The following is a 24,000-nucleotide window of genomic DNA, read 5'->3' as shown; positions in this document are numbered from 1 at the left end:
CTCCGCGCCCGGCGTACAGTGAGAAAGGTGACCGAGGACACCCCCCAGAGCACCCCGACCGCGCCCGCCGCACAGCTCAAGACCGAGCAGCACGACCCGGCGGTTCCCGAAGCCTACGCCGCCTTCATGCGCACCGGCTGGGACGACCGACCGAGCCACGTCGAGCGGCACCCGCTCGCCGACCGGGCAGCCGACCGCAGGCGCCGCCTCGCCGAGGCCTTCCCCGGCGAGCGCCTCGTGCTGCCGGGCGGCGGCTACAAGGTGCGCGCCTACGACACCGACTACCGCTTCCGGCCCGACACGGCCCACACGTACTTCTCCGGCAACCAGACCTCCGACGCGGTCCTGGTCGTCGAGCCCGACGGCTCGTCGGTGCTGTACGCCCGGCCGCGCTCGGGCCGCGAGAGCGACGAGTTCTTCCGTGACCGCCAGTACGGCGCCCTGTGGGCCGGCAAGCGTCCCTCGTCCGAGGAGCTGGAGGCAGCCCTCGGCATCGAGGTGCGTCACGTCGACGACCTCGCGGCCGCGCTCGCCGGCGGCACCAAGACCCGCGTCCACCGCTCCGTCTCCGCGAGCGTCGACGGTCTCGTCACCGCCGACGAGGCCCGCGACGCCGAGCTGGCCCGCGTGCTCTCCGAGATGCGCCTGGTCAAGGACGACTGGGAGGTGGCCCAGCTCCAGTCCGCGATCGACGCGACCACGCTGGGCTTCGAGGACTGCGTGCGCGAGTGGGACCGCGTCATCGAGCACGGCGAGCGCTGGCTCGAGGGCACCTTCTTCCGCCGTGCGCGGACGATGGGCAACGACATCGGCTACGACTCGATCGTCGCCAACGGCGCGCACGCCACGACCCTGCACTGGATCGAGAACTCCGGCGCCGTCACGCCGGGCGAGCTGATCCTGCTCGACATGGGCGTCGAGAACGCCCACCTCTACACCGCCGACATCACCCGCACCCTGCCGGTGTCGGGCACCTTCACCTCGCTGCAGCGCGACCTCTACACGCTGGTCCTGCAGGCGCAGGACGCCGCGCTCGCCGCGCTGCGCCCGGGCGCGAAGTTCCTGGCCGGCCACGAGGCCGCGATGGTCGTGCTGGCCCACGGGCTCGGCGACCTGGGCCTGCTGCCGGTGTCGGTCGACGAGGCCCTGTCCCCCGACTCGAAGGTCTACGCCCGCTGGACCCTGCACGGGGTCAGCCACATGCTCGGCATGGACGTCCACGACTGCGGCCACGCGGCGCCGGAGGCCTACCGCGACGCCGACCTGGTCGAGGGCATGGTACTCACCGTCGAGCCCGGCCTCTACTTCCAGGCCGACGACCTGCTGGTCCCCGAGGAGCTGCGCGGGGTCGGCATCCGCATCGAGGACGACGTCCTGGTGACGGCCGACGGCGTGCAGAACCTGTCGGCGGCGCTCCCGCGCACGCCGGACGCCATCGAGGAGTGGATGGCGTCGCTGCGCTGACGCACGCGCTCCTCGGGGGTTCCGCGCCGGACCGCTGCGGTTGGTCGGGTGCTGGGATCCGCAGGCGGCAGTGACGGGGCGAGGCTTGGGGCGGCGGCAGACCGACACGGGCCGCGCGGCGGCCCCGGGACTCACCCCAGCAGAACTCGGTCTCAGACCAGGTCGAGGGTCCCGAGGTCGCGGACGGCCGCGCACGAGCGCGCGGTCATCACCGCGAACATGCGGTCACCGCGCTCGGTGCGCGCGCCGTACGCCTGGCCGAACACCGCCACCAGGGGCACCTGGAGCTGCGCGAAGCGGTAGTCGTCCCAACACTCCTCGAGCGAGTACGCCGCGACCCCGTGCCCGACCAGCGCCGCGTGGTACGCCGCCACGAGCTCCCGCTCCGCGGCGCGACGCGCGTCGGGGTCGAGGCTGGTCGCGATCGCGTACGCGAGGTCCCGGGCGGGCAGCGCGAGGCTGAGCGTCTGCCAGTCGACGGCCACCACGCCGGGGCCGCCGCCGGGCGGGAAGAGCAGGTTGTCGAGGCGGTAGTCGCCGTGGACCAGCCCGAACCGCTCGGCGCGGGCCAGTGCCCACCGCTCGATCACGTCGGGGACGGCGCGCACGGTCGCCTCGTCCCCGGGAGCGAGCAGGCCGGCGAGGTTCGAGAGGAAGAGGTCGGCGGCCGGGCCGAACAGCTCGGCCATCAGCGCCGCGTCGTCGGGGCCGTTGAGGGCGAGTCCCTCGATGGCGAGCAGGGTCGGGTCGCACCAGCGCGGGCCGTGCAGCCCGGCGAGGTTGACGACCGCGTCGCGGACCTGGTCGACCGTGCAGCCGGCGATCTGGTCGCCCTGCTCGGCGGGCGCGAGGTCCTCGAGCAGCAGCACGAAGTCGCCACCCTCGGCGGCCATGTCGGCGTAGTAGGGCTGCGGCGCGCGCACGGCGAGCGTCGGCAGGATCTCGCGGTAGAAGCGGAGCTCGGTGCGGTACGGATTCGCGAGCAGTGCGCGTGCCGCAGGGTCGGCGGCCGGCAGCTTGGCGAGCACGGTCGCGGGCAGGTGCGGGTCGCCGGTCAGGGTCAGCCGGAAGCAGGTGCCGATCTGCCCGGTGCCGACCGGGCGGGCGGTGACCGTGTCGACCCGGCGGCCGAGCGCGGAGCTCAACCAGGCCGGGGTGAGCTCGTCGACCTCGGCGACCAGTGGCGCGCTCATCGTCGTACCCGGCCGGGGTTCGCGGGCAGCGCGTCGAGCGCGGGGTCGCGCACCTGCGCCCACGCCCGTACGACGCCCGCGAGCTCCGCCGGCGTCGCGCCGTGGAGCACCACCGAGTCCGCGCCGGCGTCGAGCTGGTCCCGGACCCGGCGCGCGCACTGCTCCGCGCTGCCGGTCGCCGACGCCGCGAGCCATGCGGCGGGCAACACCTCCTCGCGCAGCCGGGTCAGCTCGTCGACGGTGCCGATGGCGTCGAAGGCGCCGGGGTAGCCCTGCACCAGCGGGTGCTCGCGGAAGCGGGTGAGGTCGTCGAGGGACCAGCCGTTGGCGCGGACCAGCACCTCGCCGTACCCCTGGAGGTAGGTCGCCAACCGGCCGACCAGCTTGCGCAGCCGGGCCTCCTCGGCGATCGCGTCGTCGACGGTCGCCAGCACCGACCAGACCCGGACCGACGCCGGATCGCGTCCGGCATCCTCGGCGGCACGACGGATCGTGGCGACCGAGCGGGCCAGGGTCTCGTCGGACAGGAAGGTGTGCAGCACGACGCCGTCGGCGACCCGGCCGGCGAGGCGCAGCGAGTTGTCGCCGATCGCCATCATCAGCACCGGGATGTCCTCGTCGAAGTCACGGTCCTGCGAGAGGTACGGGTACTCCCCCGCCGGGCCGGAGTGGCCGAACGCCTCGCCGTGCCAGAGCCGGCGGTAGATCGAGATCGCGTCGGCCATCTGCGCGCCGGTGACCCGCGGCAGGCCCATCACGTCGAAGAGCAGGTCGAACCCGCGGCCCAGGCCGAGGGCGTAGCGGCCGCCACTGAGCCGGTGCAGCGTGGTCGCCATCGTGGCGGTGACCAGCGGGTGCCGCGTGTTGTGGTTGGTCGCCGCCGTCGCGATGCCGAGCCGCTCCGTCGCGGCCGCGGCGGCTCCGGCGAGCACGCCGGCGTCCTTGACGTTGAAGCGCTCCGACAGGAAGAGGGCGCCGATGCCGAGGTCCTCGGCGAGGCGTGCCTCGTCGAGCAGGTCGCGGGGCGAGGAGGTGTGGCCGGCGAGTCCGTAGCAGCCGATCTCAGGGAACACCGAGGCAGCATGACACCCGACTGGACACCTGTCCAGGGTTGTGGTCGTTGAGTTCAGCGGCTTGCGACTTCCGAGTAACCCCCGAAGCGGAGTTGACTGGAGGCGTGCCCTCCAAGACCGCCACCGCCTCGTCGTACTCGATCACCATGCGTCTGCACACCACCGTCGACCACGGCGTGGTCGGCGAGGTCGCGACCGCCATCGCCGGCGCGGGCGGGATGGTCACCGCCATCGACGTCGCGGAGTCCAGCAGCAACCGGCTCACCGTCGACGTCACCTGCTCCGCCGCCGACGCCGAGCACGCGGCCGAGCTGCAGACCGCGGTCGCGGCGGTCGAGGGCGTCGAGGTGCACAAGGTCTCCGACCGGACCTTCCTGATCCACCTCGGCGGCAAGATCGAGGTCGCCTCCAAGGTTCCGCTCAAGACCCGCGACGACATGTCGCTGGCGTACACGCCCGGCGTCGGGCGGGTCTCGATGGCGATCTACGAGAACCCCGACGACGTACGACGCCTGACCATCAAGGGCAACACGGTCGCCGTCGTCACGGACGGGTCGGCAGTGCTCGGCCTGGGCAACATCGGTCCCGGTGCGGCCCTGCCGGTGATGGAGGGCAAGGCGGCGCTGTTCAAGCGGTTCGGCGAGATCGACGCGTGGCCGATCTGCCTCGACACCCAGGACACCGACGAGATCGTGCGCGCGGTCGAGCTGATCGCCCCCGGCTTCGGCGGCATCAACCTCGAGGACATCGCCGCGCCGCGCTGCTTCGAGATCGAGGCCCGGCTGCGCGAGCGGCTCGACATCCCGGTCTTCCACGACGACCAGCACGGCACCGCGATCGTCGTCCTCGCCGCCCTCACCAACGCACTGCGCGTGGTCAAGAAGGAGATCGGCGCGGCGCGCGTCGTGGTCTCCGGTGCCGGCGCGGCCGGTACGGCGATCGTGAAGCTGCTGATCGCCGCCGGCGTCCAGGACGTCGTCGTGGTCGACCGCGCCGGGGCACTGGTCGCCGGCGACACCGTCCTGTCGGAGGCACACACCGAGCTCGCCGGCCTGACCAACCGCGACCTCCGCAGCGGCGGCCTGCAGGACGTGCTGGTCGGCGCCGACGTCTTCATCGGGGTCAGCGCGCCCGGCGTCCTCAAGCCCGAGTGGATCTCGACCATGGCCGCCGACCCGGTCGTCTTCGCACTCGCCAACCCCGACCCGGAGGTGGACCCGGCCCAGGCCGCGAAGTACGCCGCCGTGGTCGCCTCCGGCCGCTCGGACTTCCCGAACCAGATCAACAACGTGCTCGCCTTCCCCGGCGTCTTCCGGGGACTGCTCGACGCGCGGGCCACCGAGGTGACCGTCGAGATGTGCCTGCGGGCCGCGGACGCGATCGCGCACGTCGTGCGCGACGACGAGCTCAACGCCAGCTTCATCATGCCCTCGGTGTTCCACCCCGAGGTGCACCATGCGGTCGCGGCCGCGATCGCCCACAAGCCGGAGTGAGCAGGCTCAGCGCTCGCTGACGACGGCGGGTCGGTCCACCCCGTGGGCCGGCCCGCCGTCGTCGTCCTGCAGCGTGGCGGCGGTCGAGACGGTCAGGCCGCCGAGGAGGAAGCCGATCACGCCGGCGGCGAGGGTGCTCGTGTTCATCAGTGGTGCTCCGTCCCGTGCTGGTGCTGCTCGTGACCACCGGGGTCGCCGTGGTGGGCATGGTGGAGGGCGTGGCCCTTGCCGCGGTCGATGAGGTGGCGGTTGACCGGGAAGGCGGCGACGAAGGCCGCCGAGAGCGCCACGATCATGCCGATCCAGAAGACCGGGTCGACCAGGCCGGCGTCCATCGCGCCGGGGATCACGGCCATCACCGCGTTGTCGACGACCTCCATCACGATGATCGAGACCGTGTCGGCCGCGAGGACCAGCCTCAGCGCCCGGCCCAGCGACATCCCCGCGCCGACCAGTGGCAGCGACGACAGCAGGTAGCCGAACACGAAGGCCAGGCCGATCGCGAGCACGATCGTCTGCCCGCTCGACAGGCCGATCGTCGTACCGATCATCAGACCGGCGATCTCACCGATCGCGCAGCCGGTGAGGCAGTGCAGGGTGGCGCTGGCAGCGAGCGCGTTCCGGGGGTTCATGGTGACGGGAACGATACCCCCTATGGGTATATTCCGGCCTCGCCCCCGATGGTCGGGAGACGAGGCCGGCGACGGACGACGCGCGTCAGTCCGCCGAGACGGGGGCGAGCTGGCCCGAGAGGTTCGGGTCGGTGTTCTCGGCGAGGTAGGCCTGGACCCTCTCGTCAAAGAAGACCTCCTTCAGCTTCGCGACCTGCGGGTCGTCGAGGTACGCCGTGCCGACGACCAGCTGTCCGGCGAACTCCTTCGGGGCGTCCGGCTCGAAGATCCGGTACTTGTCCGGGGTGCCCGCGTCGACGAAGGACATGTTGTAGTCGATGACCGCGTCGACCGAGTCGAGCGTGCGCGGGCCGGCGCCGTACTCGATGTAGGTGAACTTGTACCCGCCGATGTTGTCGGCGATGTCCTGCTCGGTGGCGGCCCACGGGTCCACGCCGTCCTTGAAGGTCAGCTTGCCGGCACGCTCGAGGATCCACAGCGCCTGCGCGGTGTTGGCCGGGTCGTTGAGCAGCGCGACCGTGGCGCCCTTCGGGAGCTCGTCGAGCGAGGCGTACTTCGTGGAGTAGACGGAGTACGACCACTGGAAGACCTCACCGAGGGCGGTGAGGTCCATGCCGGTGGAGTCGGTGACCTGCTTCAGCCAGTGCTTGTGCTGGTAGATGTTGGCGATGTACTGGCCGTCGGCGGTGGCCTGGTCGAGCTGGTTGCCGTCCTCGATGCCGACGCCCTTGATGGTCACGCCGTGGTCAGGGGCGATCTCCTCGTTCAGGTAGTCGAGGAAGGCCTTCTCCGAGGCGCTGCTGGCCTGGTAGGCGATCTGGAAGTCGTTGCCGAAGTGGCTGCCCTCGACCGCCTTCTCGTCGGAGCCGGTGAGCTTGAGGACGAGGAAGAGGGCGAGGGCCAGCACGACGACCCCGGCCGCGACGGGCCAGAGCCACTTCCGGCCGGATCCGCCGAGGTCGATGGCATCGCGACCGGCGTCGGCCTCGCGCTTGCCGGGCTGCTGGGTGGTGGACATGACTGTTCCTTTCGAGGTCTGCGCAGACGCAGGGAGGGATGGGGAGGGACTTGGCCCGTATTCACCGAATACAGGCTCAGCGGGACAGCGCCCGGACGACGCGGTCGCCGGAGAACTGGATGAGCTGGACGAGCACGACCAGCAGCACGATGCAGGCGATCATGATGTTGTCGTCGAAGCGCCGGTAGCCGTAGTTGACCGCGAGGTAGCCGACGCCGCCGGAGCCGATGGCGCCGGCGATCGCGGAGTACTCGATCATCGCGATGACATTGAGGGTGAGGCCGGCAGCCAGCCCCGGCATCGCCTCACGCAGCTGGATGGACGTGATGATCTGGGACCTGCTGCTGCCGCCCGCGAGGCCGACGTCGAGCAGGTCGCGTGGCACCTCGCGCACGGCGTTCTCGGTCAGCCGGGCGAAGAACGCGATGCCGGCGATCGACATCGGGATCAGCGCGGCCTTGAAGCCGATCGTGGTCCCGAAGACGAGCTTGGTCACCGGGATCACCGCCGCCATCAGCACCAGGAAGGGCAGCGACCGCCCGAGGTTGGCGATCCAGCTGATCGACACGTGCACGGCGCGGTTCGGGAAGAGCCCCAGCGGCGAGGTGTTGAAGATCAGCAGGCCGAGCGGACCGCCCAGGGCGACGACGATGGCCATGACCACGGCGACCATGCGGAAGGTCTCGCCGAGCGCAGGCACCATCAGGTCCGGCACGTCGGGCCACGGCGTGCCGAGCAGCGCGATCATGCGGCGCCCTCCGCCGCGACGTTCGCCCCCGTCGCCACCGCGCGGAGCACCGCCCGGTCGACCGGCTCGGCGACGACGCCGTACCGGGTGAGGACCTCGACCACGCGGCGGTCGTCGAGCTGGGGATCGAGGCCGACGGTGAGTCGGCCGACGCGATGGTCACCCGCCGCCTCGACGAGCGCGGCGAGCACGGCGACGTCCGTGTCGAGCTCGCGGCCGGCCTGCGCCAGCCACACCGGTGAGACCTCGGGGCCCTCGTAGCGGACCGCCCAGGCCCGCAGCTGCTCGTCCACGGCGACGGGAGGCATCGGCAGCAGGGCGCGCGAGAGTGGCGAGTTGGACCGTCGTACGACGTCGGAGACCGTCCCCTGCTCGACGATCCGTCCGTGGTCGAGCTGCGCGACGAGGTCCGCGACGGAACGCACCACGTCCATCTCGTGGGTGATCACGAGGATCGTGACACCGAGGTCGTCCCGCAGCTCGGCGAGCAGGTCGAGGATGGACAGGGTCGTCTCCGGGTCGAGCCCGGAGGTGGCCTCGTCCGAGAGCAGCACGGCCGGCTGGAGCGCGAGGCCGCGGGCGATCCCGATCCGCTGGCGCTGGCCGCCGGACAGCTGGGAGGGGTAGTGGTTGGCCCGGTGCAGCATGCCGACGCGTTCCAGCAGCTCGGCCACGCGCCGTCGTACCTCCTGGTCAGGCAGGCCGGCGTGGCGCATCGGCAGCGCGACGTTCTGCGCGGCGGTCAGCCGCCGCAGCAGGTTGGCCGACTGGAACACGGTGCCGATCTGGCGGCGCGCCTCGCGCAGGTCGCGGCGCGAGAGCCGGGTCAGGTCCTGCCCGTTGACCGCGATGGTGCCGCTCGTCGGACGCTCGAGCAGGTTGATGCACCGGGCGAGCGTGCTCTTCCCGGCCCCGCTCGGGCCGACCACCGCGGCGATCCGGCCCTCGTCGACGGTCAGGTCGATGCCGTCGAGCACGGTCGTGCTCCCGTAGGACTTCGTGAGTCCGGCGATCTCGATCATCCGGCGCCCCCTTGCCGTCAATAAATGTTTCTCGACTGACTTTATGGACATATTGCCGTCGCGCCAGAGATCCAGGTCACCTCTCGGCGACGGAGTGGCCGATCCCCCGATCAGCGCGGCCTTGCAGCCGGGGGCTTCAGCGCGCGGCGATGCCGTCGTACATGACCGCGCGGATCGCGGCGCTCAGCCGCGCCTGCCGCTCGGGCGACGGATCGCGGAGCGCCGCGAGGACGGAGCCGAGGATCATGCCGTTGATGGCCTGGGCGGTGGACTCGACGTCGAGGTCGGCACGGAGGTAGCCGTGGTGGACACCGTGCTCGAGGTAGGCGGCGGTCAGCGGTGCCGTCGCGGCGAAGAGGTCGAGCATCCGCTCGCGCATGGCGTCGTCGATGCCGGCGGCGGAGAGCAGCAGCTGCGGGACGCGGGGATCCTCGCTGAAGATGCGGGCCAGGCCGGCGCCGATCCGCTCGGACTGCGCGCGGTAGTCGTCGAGGGTGCTGACGGCGTCGGGGGCGTTCTCGGCGCCGAGGGTCGCGACGATGCGCTCGACCAGGTCGTCGATGACGTGCTCGACGATGTCGCGCTTGTTCTCGAAGTAGCGGTAGAAGGTGCCGTGGCCGATGCCCAGTCGCGCGGCGATGTCGGCGATCCCCGTCGCGTGGTAGCCCTGCTCGGCGAAGCAGGTGAAGGCGGCGTCGATGATCTCGCGCCGGGTCTCGGCCTTGCGCCGCTCGAGGCGACTGGGTCCAGCCTCCACTGTCGTCACGGTCACGAGCCTATTGCAGGGCGCAGGAAATGACGATACGTTCCGAAACTGACACGCCATTCCGTTTTGACCTCAGGGGGGCCCGTGGGACGCGCGCTGGTGATCGGGTGCGGAGGCACCCTGGGCTTCGCCTGGACGGCTGCCGTCCTCGCCGAGCTGGAGCGGCAGGGCTGGGACCCGCGGACCGCCGAGGTCCTCATCGGTACGTCGGCCGGCGCCGAGCTGGTCGCCCTGCTGGGCTCCGGCGTGCGCGCCTGCGCCATCGACGCCGCGTCCGACCGCCGGGTCGCCGCGCACCTCTCCTCCCCCGATGCCCCGGGCAGGCTGCCGGGCCTTCCGCGGCCGTGGTGGCCCGGGCTCGGCCTGACCCGCGCCGCCGTACGACGCCGGGTGGACGTGCTGGCCGGACTCGCCGGGCTGCTGCCGCGCGGCGGTGGCAACCCGCACTGGCTGGTCGAGCTCGGCGACGCGCTCGAGACCCGCAGCGGCTGGACCAAGCACCCCGCGACCTGGTTGGTCGCCGCGGACGCCCGCACGGGTGAGCGGGTCGCGCTCGGTCACCCGGACGCGCCGACCACCACGCTCGGTACCGCGATCGCGGCCAGCTGGGCGATACCCGGCTGGTTCCCGCCGGTCGCCGTCGACGGCCGCCAGCTGCTCGACGGCGGGACGGTCTCCCCCACGTCCGCCGACCTCCTGCTGCCCGAGGTCGCGGCCGGTCGCGTCGACGAGGTCGTGGTCGTGGCGCCGATGTCGAGCCACGGCGGCGCCCCCGCGAAGGGCGCGGCGCGGATCGAGCGCCTGCTGCGCCACCCGATGACCCGCCGGGTCGACCACGAGGTCGCCGCGCTGCGCGCTGCCGGCGCGCGGGTCTCCCGGATCGAGCCCACCCGCGCCGACCTCGGCGCGATGGGCGCCAACTTCATGGACGCCGACCGCCTCGACGACGTGCGCACCACCGCCCGCAGGAGCGCACCGTCCCTCGTCTCCCGCCGCCTCAAGACCCTGGAGCCCACCCGATGATCCTGTCGACGGACCGACCCACCCGCATCGACCTCGGTGGCGCCCACGTCGTCATCACCGGCGGTGCCCGCGGCATCGGTCGCGCGACCGCGGAGGCCTTCCTCGCGCGGGGCGCCACGGTGTCCATCGGCGACCTCGACCTCGCCGCGGCCACCGCCACCGCCGAGGAGATCGGCGCGAGCGGCCACCACGTCGACGTGGCCGACGCGGCGTCGTACGACGCCTTCGTGAGCGCCGCCGAGGCCGAGCACGGCCCGGTCGACGTCCTGGTCAACAACGCCGGCGTGATGCCGAGCGGCGCCTTCCTCGAGCAGACCCCGGCGACCGACCGGCTGACCATGGAGGTCAACGTCCAGGGCGTGATCAACGGCCTGCGCCGCGTGCTGCCCGGCATGGTCGAGCGCCGTCGCGGCCACGTCGTCAACATCGCCTCGCTCGCGGGCAAGTTCCCCGTGCCGGGGCTCGCGGTCTACAACGCGAGCAAGTTCGCCGTCGTCGGCCTCACCGCCGCGACCCGCCTGGAGATGGCGCCGCACGGGGTGACGCTGACCGCGGTCCTGCCGTCGGCCGTCGACACCGACCTCGCGTCCGGCTTCGACATGAGGCCGATCCCGAAGGTGAAGCCCAGCGACATCGCCGACGCCGTCGTCGGCTCGGTGCGCCATCGCGCGGCCGAGATCGCCGTCCCCCGGTACGTCGGCGCGATCGCCGCCGGCACCCACCTCGTACCGGTCCCCGTGATGGACCGGGTGCGCAAGGTGGTGAAGGGCGACCGGGCCCTCCACCCCGACACGGCCGCGCGGGCGGCGTACACGGCGCGGCTCGACGAGGCCGCCCACACCCACGCCAGCAACGATCGGAGCAACGCATGAGCACGCACGTCCACGACGCCGTCATCGTCGGCGCAGGCTTCGGCGGCATGGGCGCCGCGATCCAGCTCCAGCGCCTCGGGTACGACGACCTGGTCATCCTCGAGCGCGAGGACGACCTCGGCGGCACCTGGCACGTCAACCGCTACCCCGGCCTGGCCGTCGACATCCCGTCGACGACCTACTCCTACTCCTTCGAGCCGAACCCGCACTGGTCACGGCTGTTCGCCCCCGGCGCCGAGCTCAAGCAGTACGCCGAGCACGTCGCCGACAAGTACGACCTGCGCCGCCGGATGCGCTTCGACACCGTCGTCGACGGCGCCCGCTGGGACGAGGAGACGTCGACCTGGCACGTCGCGATCGAGGGCGGCGAGACCGTCGTCGGCCGCTTCCTGGTCACCGCGACCGGCTTCCTCTCCCAGCCGAGGCTGCCCGACATCGCGGGCGTCGAGGACTTCGCCGGCACGGTCATGCACACCACCCGCTGGGACGACGACGTGGACCTGCAGGGCAAGCGGATCGGCATCATCGGCACCGGTGCGACCGCCGTCCAGCTGATCCCCGAGCTCGCGAAGGTGGCCGACCACCTGACGGTCTACCAACGCACGCCGATCTACGTCAGCCCGAAGCTGGACGGACCGGTGCCGGGCATCGTGCGCGGGGCGTTCGCGAGGGTGCCACTGACGCAGAAGGCTGCCCGGTTGGCCGGGACATCGATTCTCGAGCTGCTGATGGTCGCCGGCGTCCTGCACTTCAAGGACCTGCCGGCCGCCAACCAGCTCGGCAAGCGGGTCTGCGAGGCCCACCTGCGGCGCCAGGTCAAGGACCCGGAGCTGCGCGCCAAGCTCACTCCCGACTACGACTTCGGGTGCAAGCGGCCGACGTTCAGCAACACCTACTTCCCGACCTTCACCAAGCCGCACGTCGATCTCGAGACCACCACGATCGACCACGTCGACGCCGGCGGCATCGTCACTGTCGACGGCTACCGCGCGGACCTCGACGTGCTCGTGCTGGCGACCGGCTTCAACCTGTGGGACGTGAACTTCCCGGCCATCGAGGTGATCGGCCGCGAGGGCCGCGACCTGGGCAAGTGGTGGCGCGAGACCCGGTTCAGCGCCTACGAGGGCATCGCGGTGCCGCGGTTCCCGAACTTCTTCTCCCTCAACAGCCCCTACTCCTACTCGGGCCTGTCCTACTTCACGACCATCGAGACCCAGATGGCCCACATGGCCCGGCTGCTCGAGGGGATGGAGAAGAAGGGTGCCGGCGTCTTCGAGGTCACCGAGCGCGCGAACACCGAGTTCCTCGACCGGATGACCGGACTGCTCGGGAACTCGGTGTTCAACGCTGGCCAGTGCGCGACGGCCCGCAGCTACTACTTCAACCAGCACGGCGAGGCGGTGCTGCTGCGGCCGACCTCGACCCTCTCGGCCCACCGCGAGGCGGTGCGGTTCCCGCTGGACGACTACGAGTTCCGCACCGCCTGAGGGTTGGGGCCACCTCCCTAAGGAGGTAGCCGGATTGCCGCTGTGATCGCGGTCACCTACCGTGGTGAGCATGACAGCTGAGCTCCTCCCGGAGGCGCCCTACGACGGCGCCCGGCTGTTGCGAACGCTGGCAGACTTCCGCGCCGTCGGCCGCAGCGACGTCGCCTTCGGTGGACCGGTCGTGAGCGCCGGGACCGCCCTCGACATCACCAGTCTGCACGGAGCGAACACCCGCTCACTGCAGGGCCTCCGGGTCCGCAGCAGCTACGGCCTGGGCGGCAAGGCGCTGATGATCGGACGCCCCGTCTCGGTCACCAACTACTACGACGCGCGCGGCATCACCCACCAGTACGACGGCCCGGTGCGCGCCGAGCAGCTCGAGACGGTGACCGCCCTGCCGATCGTGGTCGACCGCGTCCCGCGGATGGTCGTCTACCTCGCCCACCGCACGCAGGTGGTGCTCGGCGACGTCTGGTACGACTCCTTCCTGCCCCTGGTCCGCAAGGTGGAGCGCGACATCGCCGTCGACGACGAGGTCCGCCGCCGGCTGACGGCGCTCGCCGCACCTCCCGCCACGCCCGCACCCGCCGTCCAGCTGACGCGCGCCGACCTCCGCGACATCTCCGACGAGCTCGCCGACCTGGCCGCCCTGGTGCAGGACGACGCGCTGCGGCAGCGCCTCGAGGAGGTGCGGCACCGGGTCGACGAGGGGCGTGAGCCCACGCCCGCGCAGCCCCGTACGCAGCCGCCGACCGGCCTCGCCGCACGCGAGGTCGACGTCCTGGCGCACGTGGCCCTCGGCCAGAGCAACCGCCAGGTCGCGGAGTCGCTCGGGCTCGTCGAGAGCACGGTGAAGTCCTACCTGAAGAACGCGATGCGCAAGCTGCACGCGACCAACCGCGTGCACGCGGTGCGCCTGGCCCGCGAGGCCGGCGTCATCGACTGAGCCGGCCCCGCGGACGGTGCGTCAGCGGTAGGCGACCGGGTCGACGACCTGGCGCAGGTTGTCGTCCATCGGGGTGGCGCCACCGCACGAGAGCGGCGTCTCGTAGGAGAAGCAGGTGTTGCCGTAGAAGCGGCGGCTGGCGTTGGCCATGGTGACCTCGACGCTGAGGACCGTGCGGGTCGAGAAGGGCACGCGGACGACGCCGCCACCCGTCGAGCTCAGCGCGACGTTGATCGTCTTCACCGCGCCGCTGCGGTAGAACACGCGGACGATCGCGGCCGATCCCCGCACGCGGTCGGCCATGTTGAGCGTCAGCTTGAGCTTCCAGCTGCGGGCGGTCGTGCGCGACGGGACGTAGCGAACGGTGGCCGAGGTCAGGTGGTCGAGCGTGCGGGCCGTGGCCGGCGCGTTGGGACGGGAGGCACGGACGACGACGCTGCTCGCCACTGCCTTCGGGTAGGCGGCGCCCTCGCGGTAGAAGCTGCGCGGCGACCGGTTGGCCATCGCGAAGCGGCTGTACTGCGTGGTCAGGTTGGTGCCACGCTCGGCCAGGGCCTGCGCCACCGCTGAGATCGAGTAGTAGTCAGGGCCACCGACGGCACCGTCGGCCAGCTCCCACATCCTGCGCACGAGGGACGGCAGGCCGCCCGACTTCCCCGGGAAGCGCTCGGTCAGGTAGCGGAAGAACAGCCACGTGCCGTAGTGGTAGCCGCCGCCGAAGAGGTCGAGCGAGCGGCCCGGCGCGCGCAGCTGGCTGGTCCAGAGGTACTGGCGGTTGTCGTTGACGGCGGTGTACATCTCGTCCTCGACCCAGGCCGCGGTGCCCTCCATGAACCAGCCGTCCTCGAGGAAGTCGTAGGCGAACTGGACGGCATGGAAGAACTCGTGGGCGACGGTGACCTTCAGGTTGTTGGTCGGGTTGCCCGGGAACTGCGACGTCGAGAAGTCGTTGTCGAGGCCGCAGTAGGCGGAGACGTCGAACCCGACGGCGCCGGGTGTGGAGATCTTCGGGTCGTCGGAGTCGCAGTAGCCGTAGAGGCCCTCGGAACCGCTGTCCTCGAGGTAGACGTCTGTCCGGGCGTCACCACCCGAGGTGCCGTCGCCCAGCGGCGCCCGGTAGCCCGCAGCCTGGTACTTGGCCCGCACCTGGTCCACCGTGGTCAGGGCCAACTGGGCGAACTGCGGCGTGGCGACGCCGGTCGCCCAGCGCACGCAGGTGGTCGCGCTGCACAGCACCTGGTCGGTCGCGGGGCGCGCCAGGATCGCGGCGGCACGCGCCTGGTCGGCGCGGCCCAGGTCGCGCAGCGCGACGCGCAGGTCACGCCGGGCGATCGTGTACGACGCCTTCTCCGCCTCGCTCGCCGTACCGTCGGCGATCTTCTCGACCCGATCCAGCGCGGCGTTCGCGCGGACCCGCCGCTCGTCGCGCGCGACGGAGGAGGTGAGGACCTTCTGCTTGCCGTCGTCGTCTGCCGAGGCACTCGGTACGACGACGATCGGGACGACGGCGGCGAGCAGCGCCGCTGCGGCGACGACGCCGCGGGAGAGTCGGGACGGTGCAACCACGAGACAAACCTCTTCCGAGCTGGGGGATCGCGGCCCAGCCTCTCAGGCGGGCCTGGTCACGGCAGCATTTCCCCAGACTTCCCGGGTCGAACCTCAGCCGCCGGTGGCGTTCGGGTCGCGCCAGGCCCGCTCGAACGGCAACCGCCAGGCGTAGGGCGCGATCAGCTGGTGGATCTGGTTGGGGCCCCAGCTGCCCTGGCGGTAGGGCCGCACGATCGGCGGGTTCTCGAGCAGCGGCGCGGAGACCTCCCAGAGCCGCTCGATGCCCTCGGCGGAGTTGAACAGGGTCTGGTCGCCGCGCGCGGCGTCGTAGATGAGGCGTTCGTAGGCCTCGAGCACGGAGCCGGCCCAGGTCGTGTCGCCCATCGCGAACTGCATCGAGAGCTTGTCCAGCTTCATGCCGGGCCCGGGGCGCTTGCCGTAGAAGGACAGCGACATCTTGGCCTTGTCGGCGAGGTCGAAGGTGAGGTGGTCGGGGCCGTGGTCGCCGACGCCCGAGTTGGCCGGGAACATCGACTTCGGGGGCTCCTTGAAGGCGATCGAGATGATCCGCGCCCCCTCGGCCATCCGCTTGCCGGTGCGCAGGTAGAAGGGCACGCCGGCCCAGCGCCAGTTGTCGATGAAGCACTTGAGCGCGATGAAGGTCTCGGTCTCCGACTCGCGCGCGACGCCCGGGATGTCGCGGTAGCCCTGGTACTGCCCGCGCACCACGTCGGCCGGGTCGATCGGCAGCATCGACCGGAAGACCTTGTCCTTCTCCTCCCGGATCGCGTCCGGGGCGAGCGAGGTCGGCGGCTCCATCGCGGTGAAGGCGAGCACCTGGAAGAGGTGGGTGACGACCATGTCCTTGTAGGCCCCGGTCGACTCGTAGAAGTTGGCCCGCTGGTCGAGGCCGAGCTCCTCGGGCACGTCGATCTGGACGTGGTCGATGTTGTTGCGGTGCCAGATCGGCTCGAACAGGCCGTTGGCGAACCGGAACGCGAGGATGTTCTGCGCGGCCTCCTTCCCGAGGAAGTGGTCGATCCGGTAGATCTGCGACTCGTCGAAGGTCTTGTGCAGCTCGGCGTTGAGGGCCTTCGCGGAGGCGAGGTCGACACCGAAGGGCTTCTCCATGATGATCCGGCTGCCCTCGACCAGCTCGGCGTCGTCGAGCGTCTTGACCACCGAGAGCGCCGCCTTCGGCGGGACGCTCAGGTAGTGCAGGCGGATCCGGTCGCCCTCGAGCGTGGACTCGGCCTTCTCGACCGCGGCCCGCAGCCCGGCCGCGCCCTCGGCCCCGGGCGCCCAGTGCAGGAGCGGCGCGAACTCGGGCCAGGCATCCATGTCGCCGTCGTCGCCCGAGAACTCCTTGACCGCCTCGTGCACGAACGCGACGAAGGACTCGGTCGTGTGCTCGTCGAGCGACGTACCGACGATCTGGAGCTGGGGCAGCAAGCCGGTCTCGAAGAGATGGAGCAGTCCCGGCAACAGCTTGCGCCGAGCGAGGTCCCCCGTCGCCCCGAACAGGACCACCGTCACCGGCTTCTGGGTCTTCGGTGCCATGTCGTCCACACTGCCTCCTCGGTGTTACCTCCACGATAACGAGAGGCGTCCGTCCCGGTCGCCGGGTAAAGATTCGACGCGCCCGGGAACCCGGCGCACGGCTCGGACCTCGTGGGTGCATGAGACACACCACCTTCCTCCGGACCTCGGTCGCGCTCGTGGCGGCCACGGCCCTCCTCGGCGCCTGCTCCGACGACGCAGATGACGACAAGGCGGCCGACCAGCCGTCCACCAGCCCCGCCACCGGCCCGACCACGAGCCCGGTCGCCGACGACGACCTTCCCGACGGCGTTCGGGCGCTCCCCGCGCGCGCCGCCGGCAAGGACTTCGTCGACTTGACCGCCGGCCGCTACCGGATCGACCTCGGCGAGGGGCTCTCGTTCGACGTTGACCTGCCCGAGGGCACCTCCGCCCACGACGACGGCCTGTTCCTCGCCTCCGGCTCGGCCGTGCTGAAGGTCGAGCTCGCCGGCAGGGAGTACGGCGCGCCGCGCGACCCGTGCGCGGGCGGCATCCTCCCCTCCGGTGCCGGCGTCGACGCCCTGGTCGACGACCTGGCCGGCGTGCCCGTCTACGAGGTCTCGGAGCCGGAGCCCGTCTCGCTCGGCGGAGCGGACGGCTTCTACCTCGAGGCCAACAGCCCCGAGGCCTACGACGCCTCCGGCTGCAGCAGCATGGGCTCGCTCCAGCTCCCCAGCAACCCCGACACCGCGGTCAGCGCGCCTCCGCCGTACGACGGACGCTGGTGGGTCCTCGACGTCCACGGCCAGCGCGTGGTCGTCCAGCAGAACTGCTGGGACTGCTCGGCCGCCCAGCTCGACGCCGCGCGCCCGATCCCCTCGACGCTCGCCTTCACAGCCGCGCCGTGATGCGGGACGGTTGATCCGGATGACGGGGGCGCTCATTGACGGCAGGCGCGAGGTGCACGACCTCGACGCGCTGTACGCAGCGTCGTACCGACGGCTGGTGGTCCAGATGTACGCCCTCTGCGGCGACCTCGCCGACGCCGAGGACGCGGTGCAGGAGGCCTTCATCACCGCGCTCCGGAAGCGGCGCACCCTCCAGTCCGTGCTCAACCCCGAGGCGTGGATCCGGACCGTCGCGCTCCGCCGGCTGCACGGCGGGTGGCGCCACCGTGCCGTCGTACGACACCACCAGGCCCTCGACCGTGGGCCGGCCCCGGTCGCCGAGATCGGGCCCGAGCACGTCGCTCTCGTGTCCGCCCTGGCCCAGCTCGACGTCGGTCAGCGCGAGGTGGTGGTGCTCCACCACCTCGCCGACCGGACGGTCGACGAGATCGCGACGACCTCGGGCTCCCGGCCGGCACCGTCAAGTCCCGGCTGGGCAGGGGACGCCAGCGGCTCGCCGAGCTGCTGGCCGACTCGGAGCAGGCCACCGAGAGGGAGGAACCGAGCCATGGCTGACTGGGACGGGCTGAGGGAGTTGGCGCACGACGTCACGCCACCGGACTTCGCCTCGCTCGAGCACACCGCGCGACGTCGGCAGCACCGGGCGCGGGGGCTGGTCGGCGCGCTCGCTGCGGTCGTCCTCGTCGCCGGCGGCATCGGGATCGCCACGCACGGCGACGGGCGCGACGACTCCCAGCCCGTCAAGGAGCCCACCCGTTCGCCGAGCGACCTGCCCGAGGGGGTGCACGCCCTGCCCGCCGCGCCCGCCGGCGAGGACTTCGTCGACGTGCCCGCCGGCCGCTACCGGATCGACCTGGGCGAGGACATCTCCTACGACGTCGACCTGCCCGACGGCTCCTCGGCCCACGACGACGGACTCTTCCTCTCCAGCGCCGCGGTGGTGCTCAAGGTCGAGCTCGCGGGGGACGACTACGGCGTGCCGCGCGACCCCTGCGCCGGGGGGATCGTCCCGGTCGGGCCGGGCGTCGACGCCCTCGTCGCCGCGATGGCCGCGCTCCCCGTCTTCGAGGTCTCCGCCCCGGAGCCCGTCCGCCTGGGCGGCGCGAGCGGCTACTACCTGGAGGCCGACGTCCCACGGGCCTACGACGCCTCCCGCTGCAGCGGGGACGGCGCGGTCCAGCTCCCCGGACGTACCGCCACGGTCGTCGGCGCGCCGCCGCCGTACCACGGCCGGTGGTGGGTGCTCGACGTCGGCGGCCACCGCGTCGTCGTCCAGCAGAACTGCTGGGACTGCACCCGCGCCACCCTCCAGCGCGCCGCCAACGACCCGCGGAGCGTGACGTTCACGTCGACGCGGTGACCCGCTGGCGCAACCCGTCGAGGACCAGCCCGAGCGCGACGTTGAAGTCGTCCGCGTCGTCGTGCTCGTGGGCCAGGACCAGCCGGACGAGCGTCCGCGCGCCGACGCGGGCGAGGTCGTCGTCCACGCCCCCACGGGCCAGCGCGTCGCGCAGCGGCTGCTCCAGGGCCTCGCCGTCGGCGCGGTGGACCTGTGTGATCAGCAGGGCGCCGTCGCGGTGGCGGGCCATCGCGCTGCGCAGGCCCAGGCACAGCAGCTGCACCTCCGCGTCCCAGGCGAGGATCTCGGCGGGGCGCCGGCCGCGACGCAGGATCTCGTCCGCGATCGCGGCGTACAGCGCGTCCTTGCTCGCGAAGTGGTGGTAGAGCGCGCCGGGCTGGACACCGAGGTCGGCGGCGAGCTTGCGCATGGTCAACCCGTCGATGCCGCCCGCGTCGAGGAGCTCGATCGCCCGCTCGAGGACGTCCGTACGTCGGTAGCCCATCTGGCGCGTCCCCCCGATCCCCGTTACCCTTCAACTGAACAGTGTTCAACTTACCGCACCAGGAGTGCCCATGACCACGAACTTCGACGCGCTCGCCACCCGCATCCTCGAGGGCGGCGCGGCGACCGAGGCCGACGCACTCGCCGTCCTGCAGGCGCCCGACTCCGAGCTGATGTTCCTCGTCGCCGCCGCCGGCCGCCTGCGCCGCGAGCACTTCGGCAACACGGTCAAGGTCAACTACCTGGTCAACCTCAAGTCCGGCCTGTGCCCCGAGAACTGCAACTACTGCAGCCAGGCGATGGGCTCCGAGGCGCCGATCCTCAAGTACTCCTACCTCTCGAAGGAGGAGACCCTCAAGCAGGCCGGGGCCGGTCTGCGCGGCGGCGCGACCCGCGTCTGCATGGTGTCCTCCGGCCGCGGCCCCTCGGACCGCGACATCGACAAGGTCGTCGAGATGACCGAGGCCCTCAAGGACGAGTACGACGGCGTCGAGGTCTGTGCCTGCCTCGGCCTGCTCAAGGACGGCCAGGCCGAGCGGCTCAAGGGCGCCGGTGTCGATGCCTACAACCACAACATCAACACCGCCGAGTCCAACCACGACAACATCGTCCAGACGCACACCTACGCCGACCGCGTCGACACCATCGGCAAGGCCAAGTCGGCCGGCCTGTCCCCCTGCTCCGGCCTGATCGCCGGACTCGGCGAGACCGACGAGCAGCTCGTCGAGGCCCTCTTCGCCCTGAAGGCGCTGGAGTCCGACTCGATCCCGGTGAACTTCCTGATGCCGTTCGACGGCACGCCGTACGAGAACACCTGGGAGCTCTCCCCCACCCGCTGCGTGAAGATCCTGACGATGGCGCGCTTCGTGTGCCCCGACAAGGAGATCCGCATCGCCGGCGGCCGCGAGATGCACCTGCGGACCCTGCAGGCCACCGCGCTGCACGTCGCGAACTCGATCTTCCTCGGCGACTACCTCACCTCCGAGGGCCAGGACGCGCTCGCCGACCTGCACATGCTGCGCGACAACGGCTTCTCGATCCTGGGCCTCGACGACGCCGGCTTCGCCGAGCTGATCGCGACCCACGAGGCCAACGCCGCGACCGTGCACCGCGCGCACGCGACCACGCCGTGCGGCTCCTCGGCCGGCTCCGGCTGCGGCGACGGCTGCGGTGGCTGCTCGGTCGCCGCGGCGCCTGCCGAGGCGGCGCCCGCCGAGAAGCCGGTCATCCGCTCCCGCGGCGCCGGGACCGAAGTCGCTGCCAACGCCTGAGGCCATGACCACCGCGCCGGCCGACGTGCTCGCCTTCGACCGCGAGCACCTCTGGCACCCGTACACGTCGATGACCGAGCCCACCCCGGTGCGGCTCGTCACCGGCGCGTCCGGCGCGCGTCTCACCCTCGGCGGTGGGTACGACGGCCGCGAGGTCGTCGACGGCATGTCCTCCTGGTGGTCGGCGATCCACGGCTACCGGCACCCGGTGCTCGACGCAGCCCTGCGTGACCAGGCCGCGGAGTTCTCGCACGTCATGTTCGGCGGCCTGACCCACGCCCCCGCGGTGGAGCTCGGCCGTCGACTCCTCTCGGTCACGCCCGAGCCGCTGGAGCGGGTGTTCCTCGCCGACTCCGGCTCGGTGTCGGTCGAGGTCGCGATGAAGATGGTGCTGCAGTACCAGCGCGGCGTCGGCCGCCCCGACCGCACCCGGATGCTCACCGTGCTCGGCGGCTACCACGGCGACACCTTCGACTGCATGAGCGTGACCGACCCGGTCGGCGGGATGCACGCGATGTGGCAGGGGCTGCTCCCCCAGCAGGTCTTCGCACCGCAGCCTCCCTCGGCCCTCGCCCCGGAGGACGAGGTCGCCCAGTGGGCGACGACGCTGCGGCACATCGCCGACCAGCACCACCACGAGCTCGCGGGCATCATCGTCGAGCCGCTGCTCCAGGGCGCGGGCGGCATGTGGCCCTACCCCGCAGCCTGCCTGAAGGTGCTGCGCGAGGTCGCCGACGAGCACGGCCTCCTGCTCGTCTTCGACGAGATCGCGACCGGCTTCGGCCGCACCGGCCACCTGTTCGTCAGCGACCTGGTGACCCCCGACATCCTCTGCGTCGGCAAGGCGCTGACGGGCGGCTACCTCACGCTCGCGGCGGTCCTGACCACCGACGCCGTCGCCCGCGGGATCTCCGCCAGCGAGGCCGGGGTCGTCATGCACGGTCCGACCTTCATGGGGAACCCCTTGGCCTGCGCCGTCGCGAGCGCGTCGATCGACGTGCTGCTGGCTGGCGACTGGAGCGCGACCGTCGGGCACATCGGCTCCCGGCTGGCCACCGGCCTGGCGCCGCTGCGCGACCTGCCGGGCGTGCGCGACGTACGCACCCTCGGCGCCGTCGGCGTCGTGCAGCTCGACCACGACGTCGACGTCGTGGCGGCCACCGACGCGGCCATCGAGGCGGGCGTGTGGCTGCGGCCCTTCCGGGACCTGGTCTACGCGATGCCGCCGTACGTCATCAGTGACGACGAGCTCGACACGCTCGTCGCAGGAATCGGAGCGGCGGTGAGGGCCGGATGAGCGCCTGGCAGGACTGGCTCGCGGACGAGGCGAGCAAGCGTGAGGAGGCCGGGTTGACCCGGCGGCTGCGCGAGCGGCCGGCCGACGACCCGACGACCGACCTCGCCGGCAACGACTACCTCGGGCTCGCCCGCGACCCCGCCGTACGGCAGGCGGCCGCGGACGCCGCGCTGCAGTGGGGCTCCGGGGCCAGCGCCTCACGCCTGGTCAGCGGCACCTTCGCGCTGCACGGCGAGCTCGAGAACGAGCTCGCCGACTACCTCGAGCAGCCCTCCGCACTGGTCTTCTCGACCGGCTACCACGCCAACCTCGCGATCGTGACCGCTCTCGCCGACCGCACCGTCCGGGTCCTCTCCGACGCGCACATCCACGCCTCGCTGGTCGATGCGGTCCGCCTCTCGCGGGCTGCGTTGACGGTGGTTCCGCACAGCGACGTGGACGCGGTGCACGCCGGCCTCGTCGCCGCCCACGACGCGGGCGAGCGGGCGATGGTGCTCGTCGAGTCGGTCTACTCCGTGCTCGGCGACGCGGCGCCGCTGGTGGAACTGGCCGCCCTCTGCGAGGAGTACGACGCCCTGCTGGTCGTCGACGAGGCGCACGGCGTCGGCGTCCACGGCCCCGGCCTGGTCACCACGCTGGGCCTGGCCGGCCTGCCTCACGTCGTGGTCACCGCGACCCTCTCGAAGTCGCTCGGCAGCCAGGGCGGGGCCGTGCTCGGCCCGACGGCGCTGCGCGAGCACCTGGTCAACCGGGCCCGGCCGTTCATCTTCGACACCGGGCTCGCGCCGGCGCCGACCGCGGGCGCGCTCGCCGCGCTGCGCGAGATCCGCCGTCGTCCCGAGCTGGGTGCGACCGTACGGTCGCGGGTCGCCGCGCTGGCCGACGTGCTCGGCGTGGTCGCCCCCGCGGGCGCGGTGCTGTCAGTGCCGATGTCCTCGCCGCAGGCCGCCGTCGCGGCCCAGGCCGCCGCGCTCGAGGCCGGCCTGCGAGTCGGCTGCTTCCGCCCGCCGTCGGTCCCGGACGGCATCTCGCGCCTGCGCATCACGGTCACGGCCGGCGTACCTGCCGACGACTGGGCGCGCGCCGTCGACACCCTCGTGGAGCTGGTCAAGGAGCACCAGTGACCCGGGTCGTCGTGGTCACCGGCACCGACACCGGCGTCGGGAAGACCGTCGCCACCGCTGCCCTCGCCGCCCGCGCCGCGGCTGCCGGCGAGCGGGTGCTCGTCGTGAAGCCGGTGCAGACCGGCATCGGCGGCACCGAACCCGACACCCCGGACGTCGACACCGTGCGGTCGCTCGCCGGCGTGGAGACCGTGCAGTTCGTCGCGCTCGACGAGCCGCTCGCCCCCGACACCGCCGCCCGCCGCCAGGGGGTCGCGATCCCGACCGTCCGTGAGCACGTCGCCCGGATCCGCGAGCTGGTCGCCGGGGCGTCGTACGACGTCGTGCTGGTCGAGGGCGCCGGCGGCCTCCTCGTGCGCCTCGACGCCGAGGGCGGCACCCTGCTCGACCTCGCCCGCGACCTGACCTTCACGCTGCGCCGCCGGGGCGCCGACGACGTCGTCTCCTCGCCCGTCGAGGTCGTCGTCGTGACCCGCGCCGGCCTCGGCACCCTCAACCACACCGAGCTCACCTGCACGGCGCTGCGCGCGGTCCAGGTCGAGCCCGCCGGCCTCGTCATCGGCTCCTGGCCGTCGTCGCCCGGCCTCGCCGAGACCTGCAACCGCGAGGACCTCCCCCGCGTCACCGGCGTACCCGTCCTCGCCGTGCTCCCCGAAGGCGCCGGCTCCCTGTCCGGCGACGACTTCCGCACCGCCGCCCCCACCTGGTTCCCCTGACCCACGAACCGTCGGAGATGGCACCACGAACCGTG

Annotated in this window: 23 protein-coding genes; 12 read left to right on the top strand and 11 right to left on the bottom strand. The window is 72.1% G+C overall.

What is annotated here, in order from left to right:
• Positions 1-27 precede the first annotated feature (27 nt).
• On the top strand, positions 28-1,464 hold the full coding sequence (locus ASE20_RS08925) for an aminopeptidase P family protein (protein WP_056894214.1): 1,437 nt from the start codon (positions 28-30) through the stop codon (positions 1,462-1,464).
• 152 nt (positions 1,465-1,616) lie between these two features.
• On the opposite strand, the gene ASE20_RS08920 is transcribed toward ASE20_RS08925, so the two are convergent.
• Both ASE20_RS08920 and ASE20_RS08915 read right to left on the bottom strand, forming a co-directional pair.
• The gene (locus tag ASE20_RS08920) at positions 1,617-2,657 is read right to left on the bottom strand and encodes a phosphotransferase (protein WP_056894213.1); all 1,041 of its coding nucleotides are present in this window, start codon (positions 2,655-2,657) and stop codon (positions 1,617-1,619) included.
• Positions 2,654-3,730 (bottom strand): TIGR03857 family LLM class F420-dependent oxidoreductase, encoded by a 1,077-nt coding sequence (locus tag ASE20_RS08915; RefSeq protein WP_056894212.1) that lies wholly within the window; start codon positions 3,728-3,730, stop codon positions 2,654-2,656. Before ASE20_RS08915 ends, ASE20_RS08920 begins: the two co-directional genes overlap by 4 nt.
• Positions 3,731-3,876: 146 nt before the next feature.
• Here ASE20_RS08915 and ASE20_RS08910 point away from each other — a divergent pair, with 146 nt between their 5' ends.
• Positions 3,877-5,223 carry an NAD-dependent malic enzyme gene (locus ASE20_RS08910; RefSeq protein ID WP_056894401.1) on the top strand — a complete coding sequence of 449 codons (1,347 nt, stop codon included), beginning with the start codon at positions 3,877-3,879 and terminating at the stop codon, positions 5,221-5,223.
• 6 nt (positions 5,224-5,229) lie between these two features.
• Here the strand turns inward: ASE20_RS08910 and ASE20_RS25140 are convergent, their stop codons facing one another.
• From ASE20_RS25140 to ASE20_RS08885, 6 genes are all read right to left on the bottom strand, one after another.
• The gene (locus ASE20_RS25140) at positions 5,230-5,370 is read right to left on the bottom strand and encodes a hypothetical protein (protein WP_164483666.1); all 141 of its coding nucleotides are present in this window, start codon (positions 5,368-5,370) and stop codon (positions 5,230-5,232) included.
• The gene (locus tag ASE20_RS08905) at positions 5,370-5,855 is read right to left on the bottom strand and encodes a DUF4396 domain-containing protein (RefSeq protein WP_164483665.1); all 486 of its coding nucleotides are present in this window, start codon (positions 5,853-5,855) and stop codon (positions 5,370-5,372) included. Before ASE20_RS08905 ends, ASE20_RS25140 begins: the two co-directional genes overlap by 1 nt.
• A gap of 85 nt (positions 5,856-5,940) precedes the next feature.
• Positions 5,941-6,873, bottom strand: a complete 933-nt coding sequence (locus ASE20_RS08900; protein WP_056894211.1) for a MetQ/NlpA family ABC transporter substrate-binding protein — start codon at positions 6,871-6,873, stop codon at positions 5,941-5,943.
• Between the two features lie 76 nt (positions 6,874-6,949).
• Positions 6,950-7,621, bottom strand: a complete 672-nt coding sequence (locus ASE20_RS08895) for a methionine ABC transporter permease (protein ID WP_056894210.1) — start codon at positions 7,619-7,621, stop codon at positions 6,950-6,952.
• Positions 7,618-8,643: a methionine ABC transporter ATP-binding protein gene (locus tag ASE20_RS08890; RefSeq protein WP_056894209.1), complete on the bottom strand. Its 1,026-nt coding sequence runs from the start codon at positions 8,641-8,643 to the stop codon at positions 7,618-7,620. Before ASE20_RS08890 ends, ASE20_RS08895 begins: the two co-directional genes overlap by 4 nt.
• Before the next feature lie 136 nt (positions 8,644-8,779).
• Positions 8,780-9,409, bottom strand: a complete 630-nt coding sequence (locus ASE20_RS08885; RefSeq protein ID WP_056894400.1) for a TetR/AcrR family transcriptional regulator — start codon at positions 9,407-9,409, stop codon at positions 8,780-8,782.
• An 84-nt stretch (positions 9,410-9,493) separates the two neighbouring features.
• Here ASE20_RS08885 and ASE20_RS08880 point away from each other — a divergent pair, with 84 nt between their 5' ends.
• From ASE20_RS08880 to ASE20_RS08865, 4 genes are all read left to right on the top strand, one after another.
• On the top strand, positions 9,494-10,432 hold the full coding sequence (locus ASE20_RS08880) for a patatin-like phospholipase family protein (protein WP_200952752.1): 939 nt from the start codon (positions 9,494-9,496) through the stop codon (positions 10,430-10,432).
• Positions 10,429-11,304 (top strand): SDR family oxidoreductase, encoded by an 876-nt coding sequence (locus ASE20_RS08875; protein ID WP_056894208.1) that lies wholly within the window; start codon positions 10,429-10,431, stop codon positions 11,302-11,304. The genes ASE20_RS08880 and ASE20_RS08875 overlap by 4 nt, the downstream gene beginning before the upstream one ends.
• Positions 11,301-12,791 carry a flavin-containing monooxygenase gene (locus ASE20_RS08870; protein WP_056894207.1) on the top strand — a complete coding sequence of 497 codons (1,491 nt, stop codon included), beginning with the start codon at positions 11,301-11,303 and terminating at the stop codon, positions 12,789-12,791. Before ASE20_RS08875 ends, ASE20_RS08870 begins: the two co-directional genes overlap by 4 nt.
• A gap of 70 nt (positions 12,792-12,861) precedes the next feature.
• Entirely contained in the window at positions 12,862-13,737 is an 876-nt protein-coding gene (locus ASE20_RS08865) for a helix-turn-helix transcriptional regulator (protein ID WP_056894206.1), read from the top strand.
• Positions 13,738-13,758: 21 nt separating this feature from the next.
• Here ASE20_RS08865 and ASE20_RS08860 read toward each other — a convergent pair whose 3' ends face one another.
• Together ASE20_RS08860 and zwf are read right to left on the bottom strand one after the other, a co-directional pair.
• Entirely contained in the window at positions 13,759-15,303 is a 1,545-nt protein-coding gene (locus ASE20_RS08860) for an MXAN_6640 family putative metalloprotease (RefSeq protein ID WP_056894205.1), read from the bottom strand.
• 93 nt (positions 15,304-15,396) lie between these two features.
• On the bottom strand, positions 15,397-16,845 hold the full coding sequence (gene zwf, locus ASE20_RS08855; protein ID WP_056894398.1) for a glucose-6-phosphate dehydrogenase: 1,449 nt from the start codon (positions 16,843-16,845) through the stop codon (positions 15,397-15,399).
• Between the two features lie 119 nt (positions 16,846-16,964).
• Between zwf and ASE20_RS08850 the strand changes: the two genes are divergently transcribed.
• Together ASE20_RS08850 and ASE20_RS25260 are read left to right on the top strand one after the other, a co-directional pair.
• Positions 16,965-17,714: a hypothetical protein gene (locus tag ASE20_RS08850; RefSeq protein WP_056894204.1), complete on the top strand. Its 750-nt coding sequence runs from the start codon at positions 16,965-16,967 to the stop codon at positions 17,712-17,714.
• 19 nt (positions 17,715-17,733) lie between these two features.
• Positions 17,734-19,074 carry an RNA polymerase sigma factor gene (locus ASE20_RS25260; RefSeq protein WP_200952751.1) on the top strand — a complete coding sequence of 447 codons (1,341 nt, stop codon included), beginning with the start codon at positions 17,734-17,736 and terminating at the stop codon, positions 19,072-19,074.
• On the opposite strand, the gene ASE20_RS08840 is transcribed toward ASE20_RS25260, so the two are convergent.
• Positions 19,058-19,558: a TetR family transcriptional regulator gene (locus tag ASE20_RS08840; RefSeq protein ID WP_056894202.1), complete on the bottom strand. Its 501-nt coding sequence runs from the start codon at positions 19,556-19,558 to the stop codon at positions 19,058-19,060. The genes ASE20_RS25260 and ASE20_RS08840 overlap by 17 nt on opposite strands.
• Positions 19,559-19,628: 70 nt before the next feature.
• On the opposite strand from ASE20_RS08840, the gene bioB reads away from it, so the two are divergent.
• Genes bioB through bioD form a run of 4 tightly spaced genes read left to right on the top strand, consistent with a single transcriptional unit; the run spans position 19,629 to position 23,965 of the window.
• Positions 19,629-20,828: a biotin synthase BioB gene (bioB, locus tag ASE20_RS08835; RefSeq protein ID WP_157560751.1), complete on the top strand. Its 1,200-nt coding sequence runs from the start codon at positions 19,629-19,631 to the stop codon at positions 20,826-20,828.
• 4 nt (positions 20,829-20,832) lie between these two features.
• Positions 20,833-22,125: an adenosylmethionine--8-amino-7-oxononanoate transaminase gene (locus ASE20_RS08830; RefSeq protein WP_056894201.1), complete on the top strand. Its 1,293-nt coding sequence runs from the start codon at positions 20,833-20,835 to the stop codon at positions 22,123-22,125.
• Positions 22,122-23,249, top strand: a complete 1,128-nt coding sequence (locus ASE20_RS08825) for an 8-amino-7-oxononanoate synthase (RefSeq protein WP_056894200.1) — start codon at positions 22,122-22,124, stop codon at positions 23,247-23,249. The genes ASE20_RS08830 and ASE20_RS08825 overlap by 4 nt, the downstream gene beginning before the upstream one ends.
• Complete coding sequence (bioD, locus tag ASE20_RS08820) at positions 23,246-23,965, top strand: dethiobiotin synthase (protein WP_056894199.1); 720 nt, start codon at positions 23,246-23,248, stop codon at positions 23,963-23,965. Before ASE20_RS08825 ends, bioD begins: the two co-directional genes overlap by 4 nt.
• Positions 23,966-24,000: the final 35 nt, after the last annotated feature.

Origin of the sequence: Nocardioides sp. Root240, assembly GCF_001428825.1 — a bacterium.
Classification (GTDB): Bacteria; Actinomycetota; Actinomycetes; order Propionibacteriales; family Nocardioidaceae; genus Nocardioides.
This window is presented reverse-complemented; position numbering and strand designations above follow the sequence as displayed.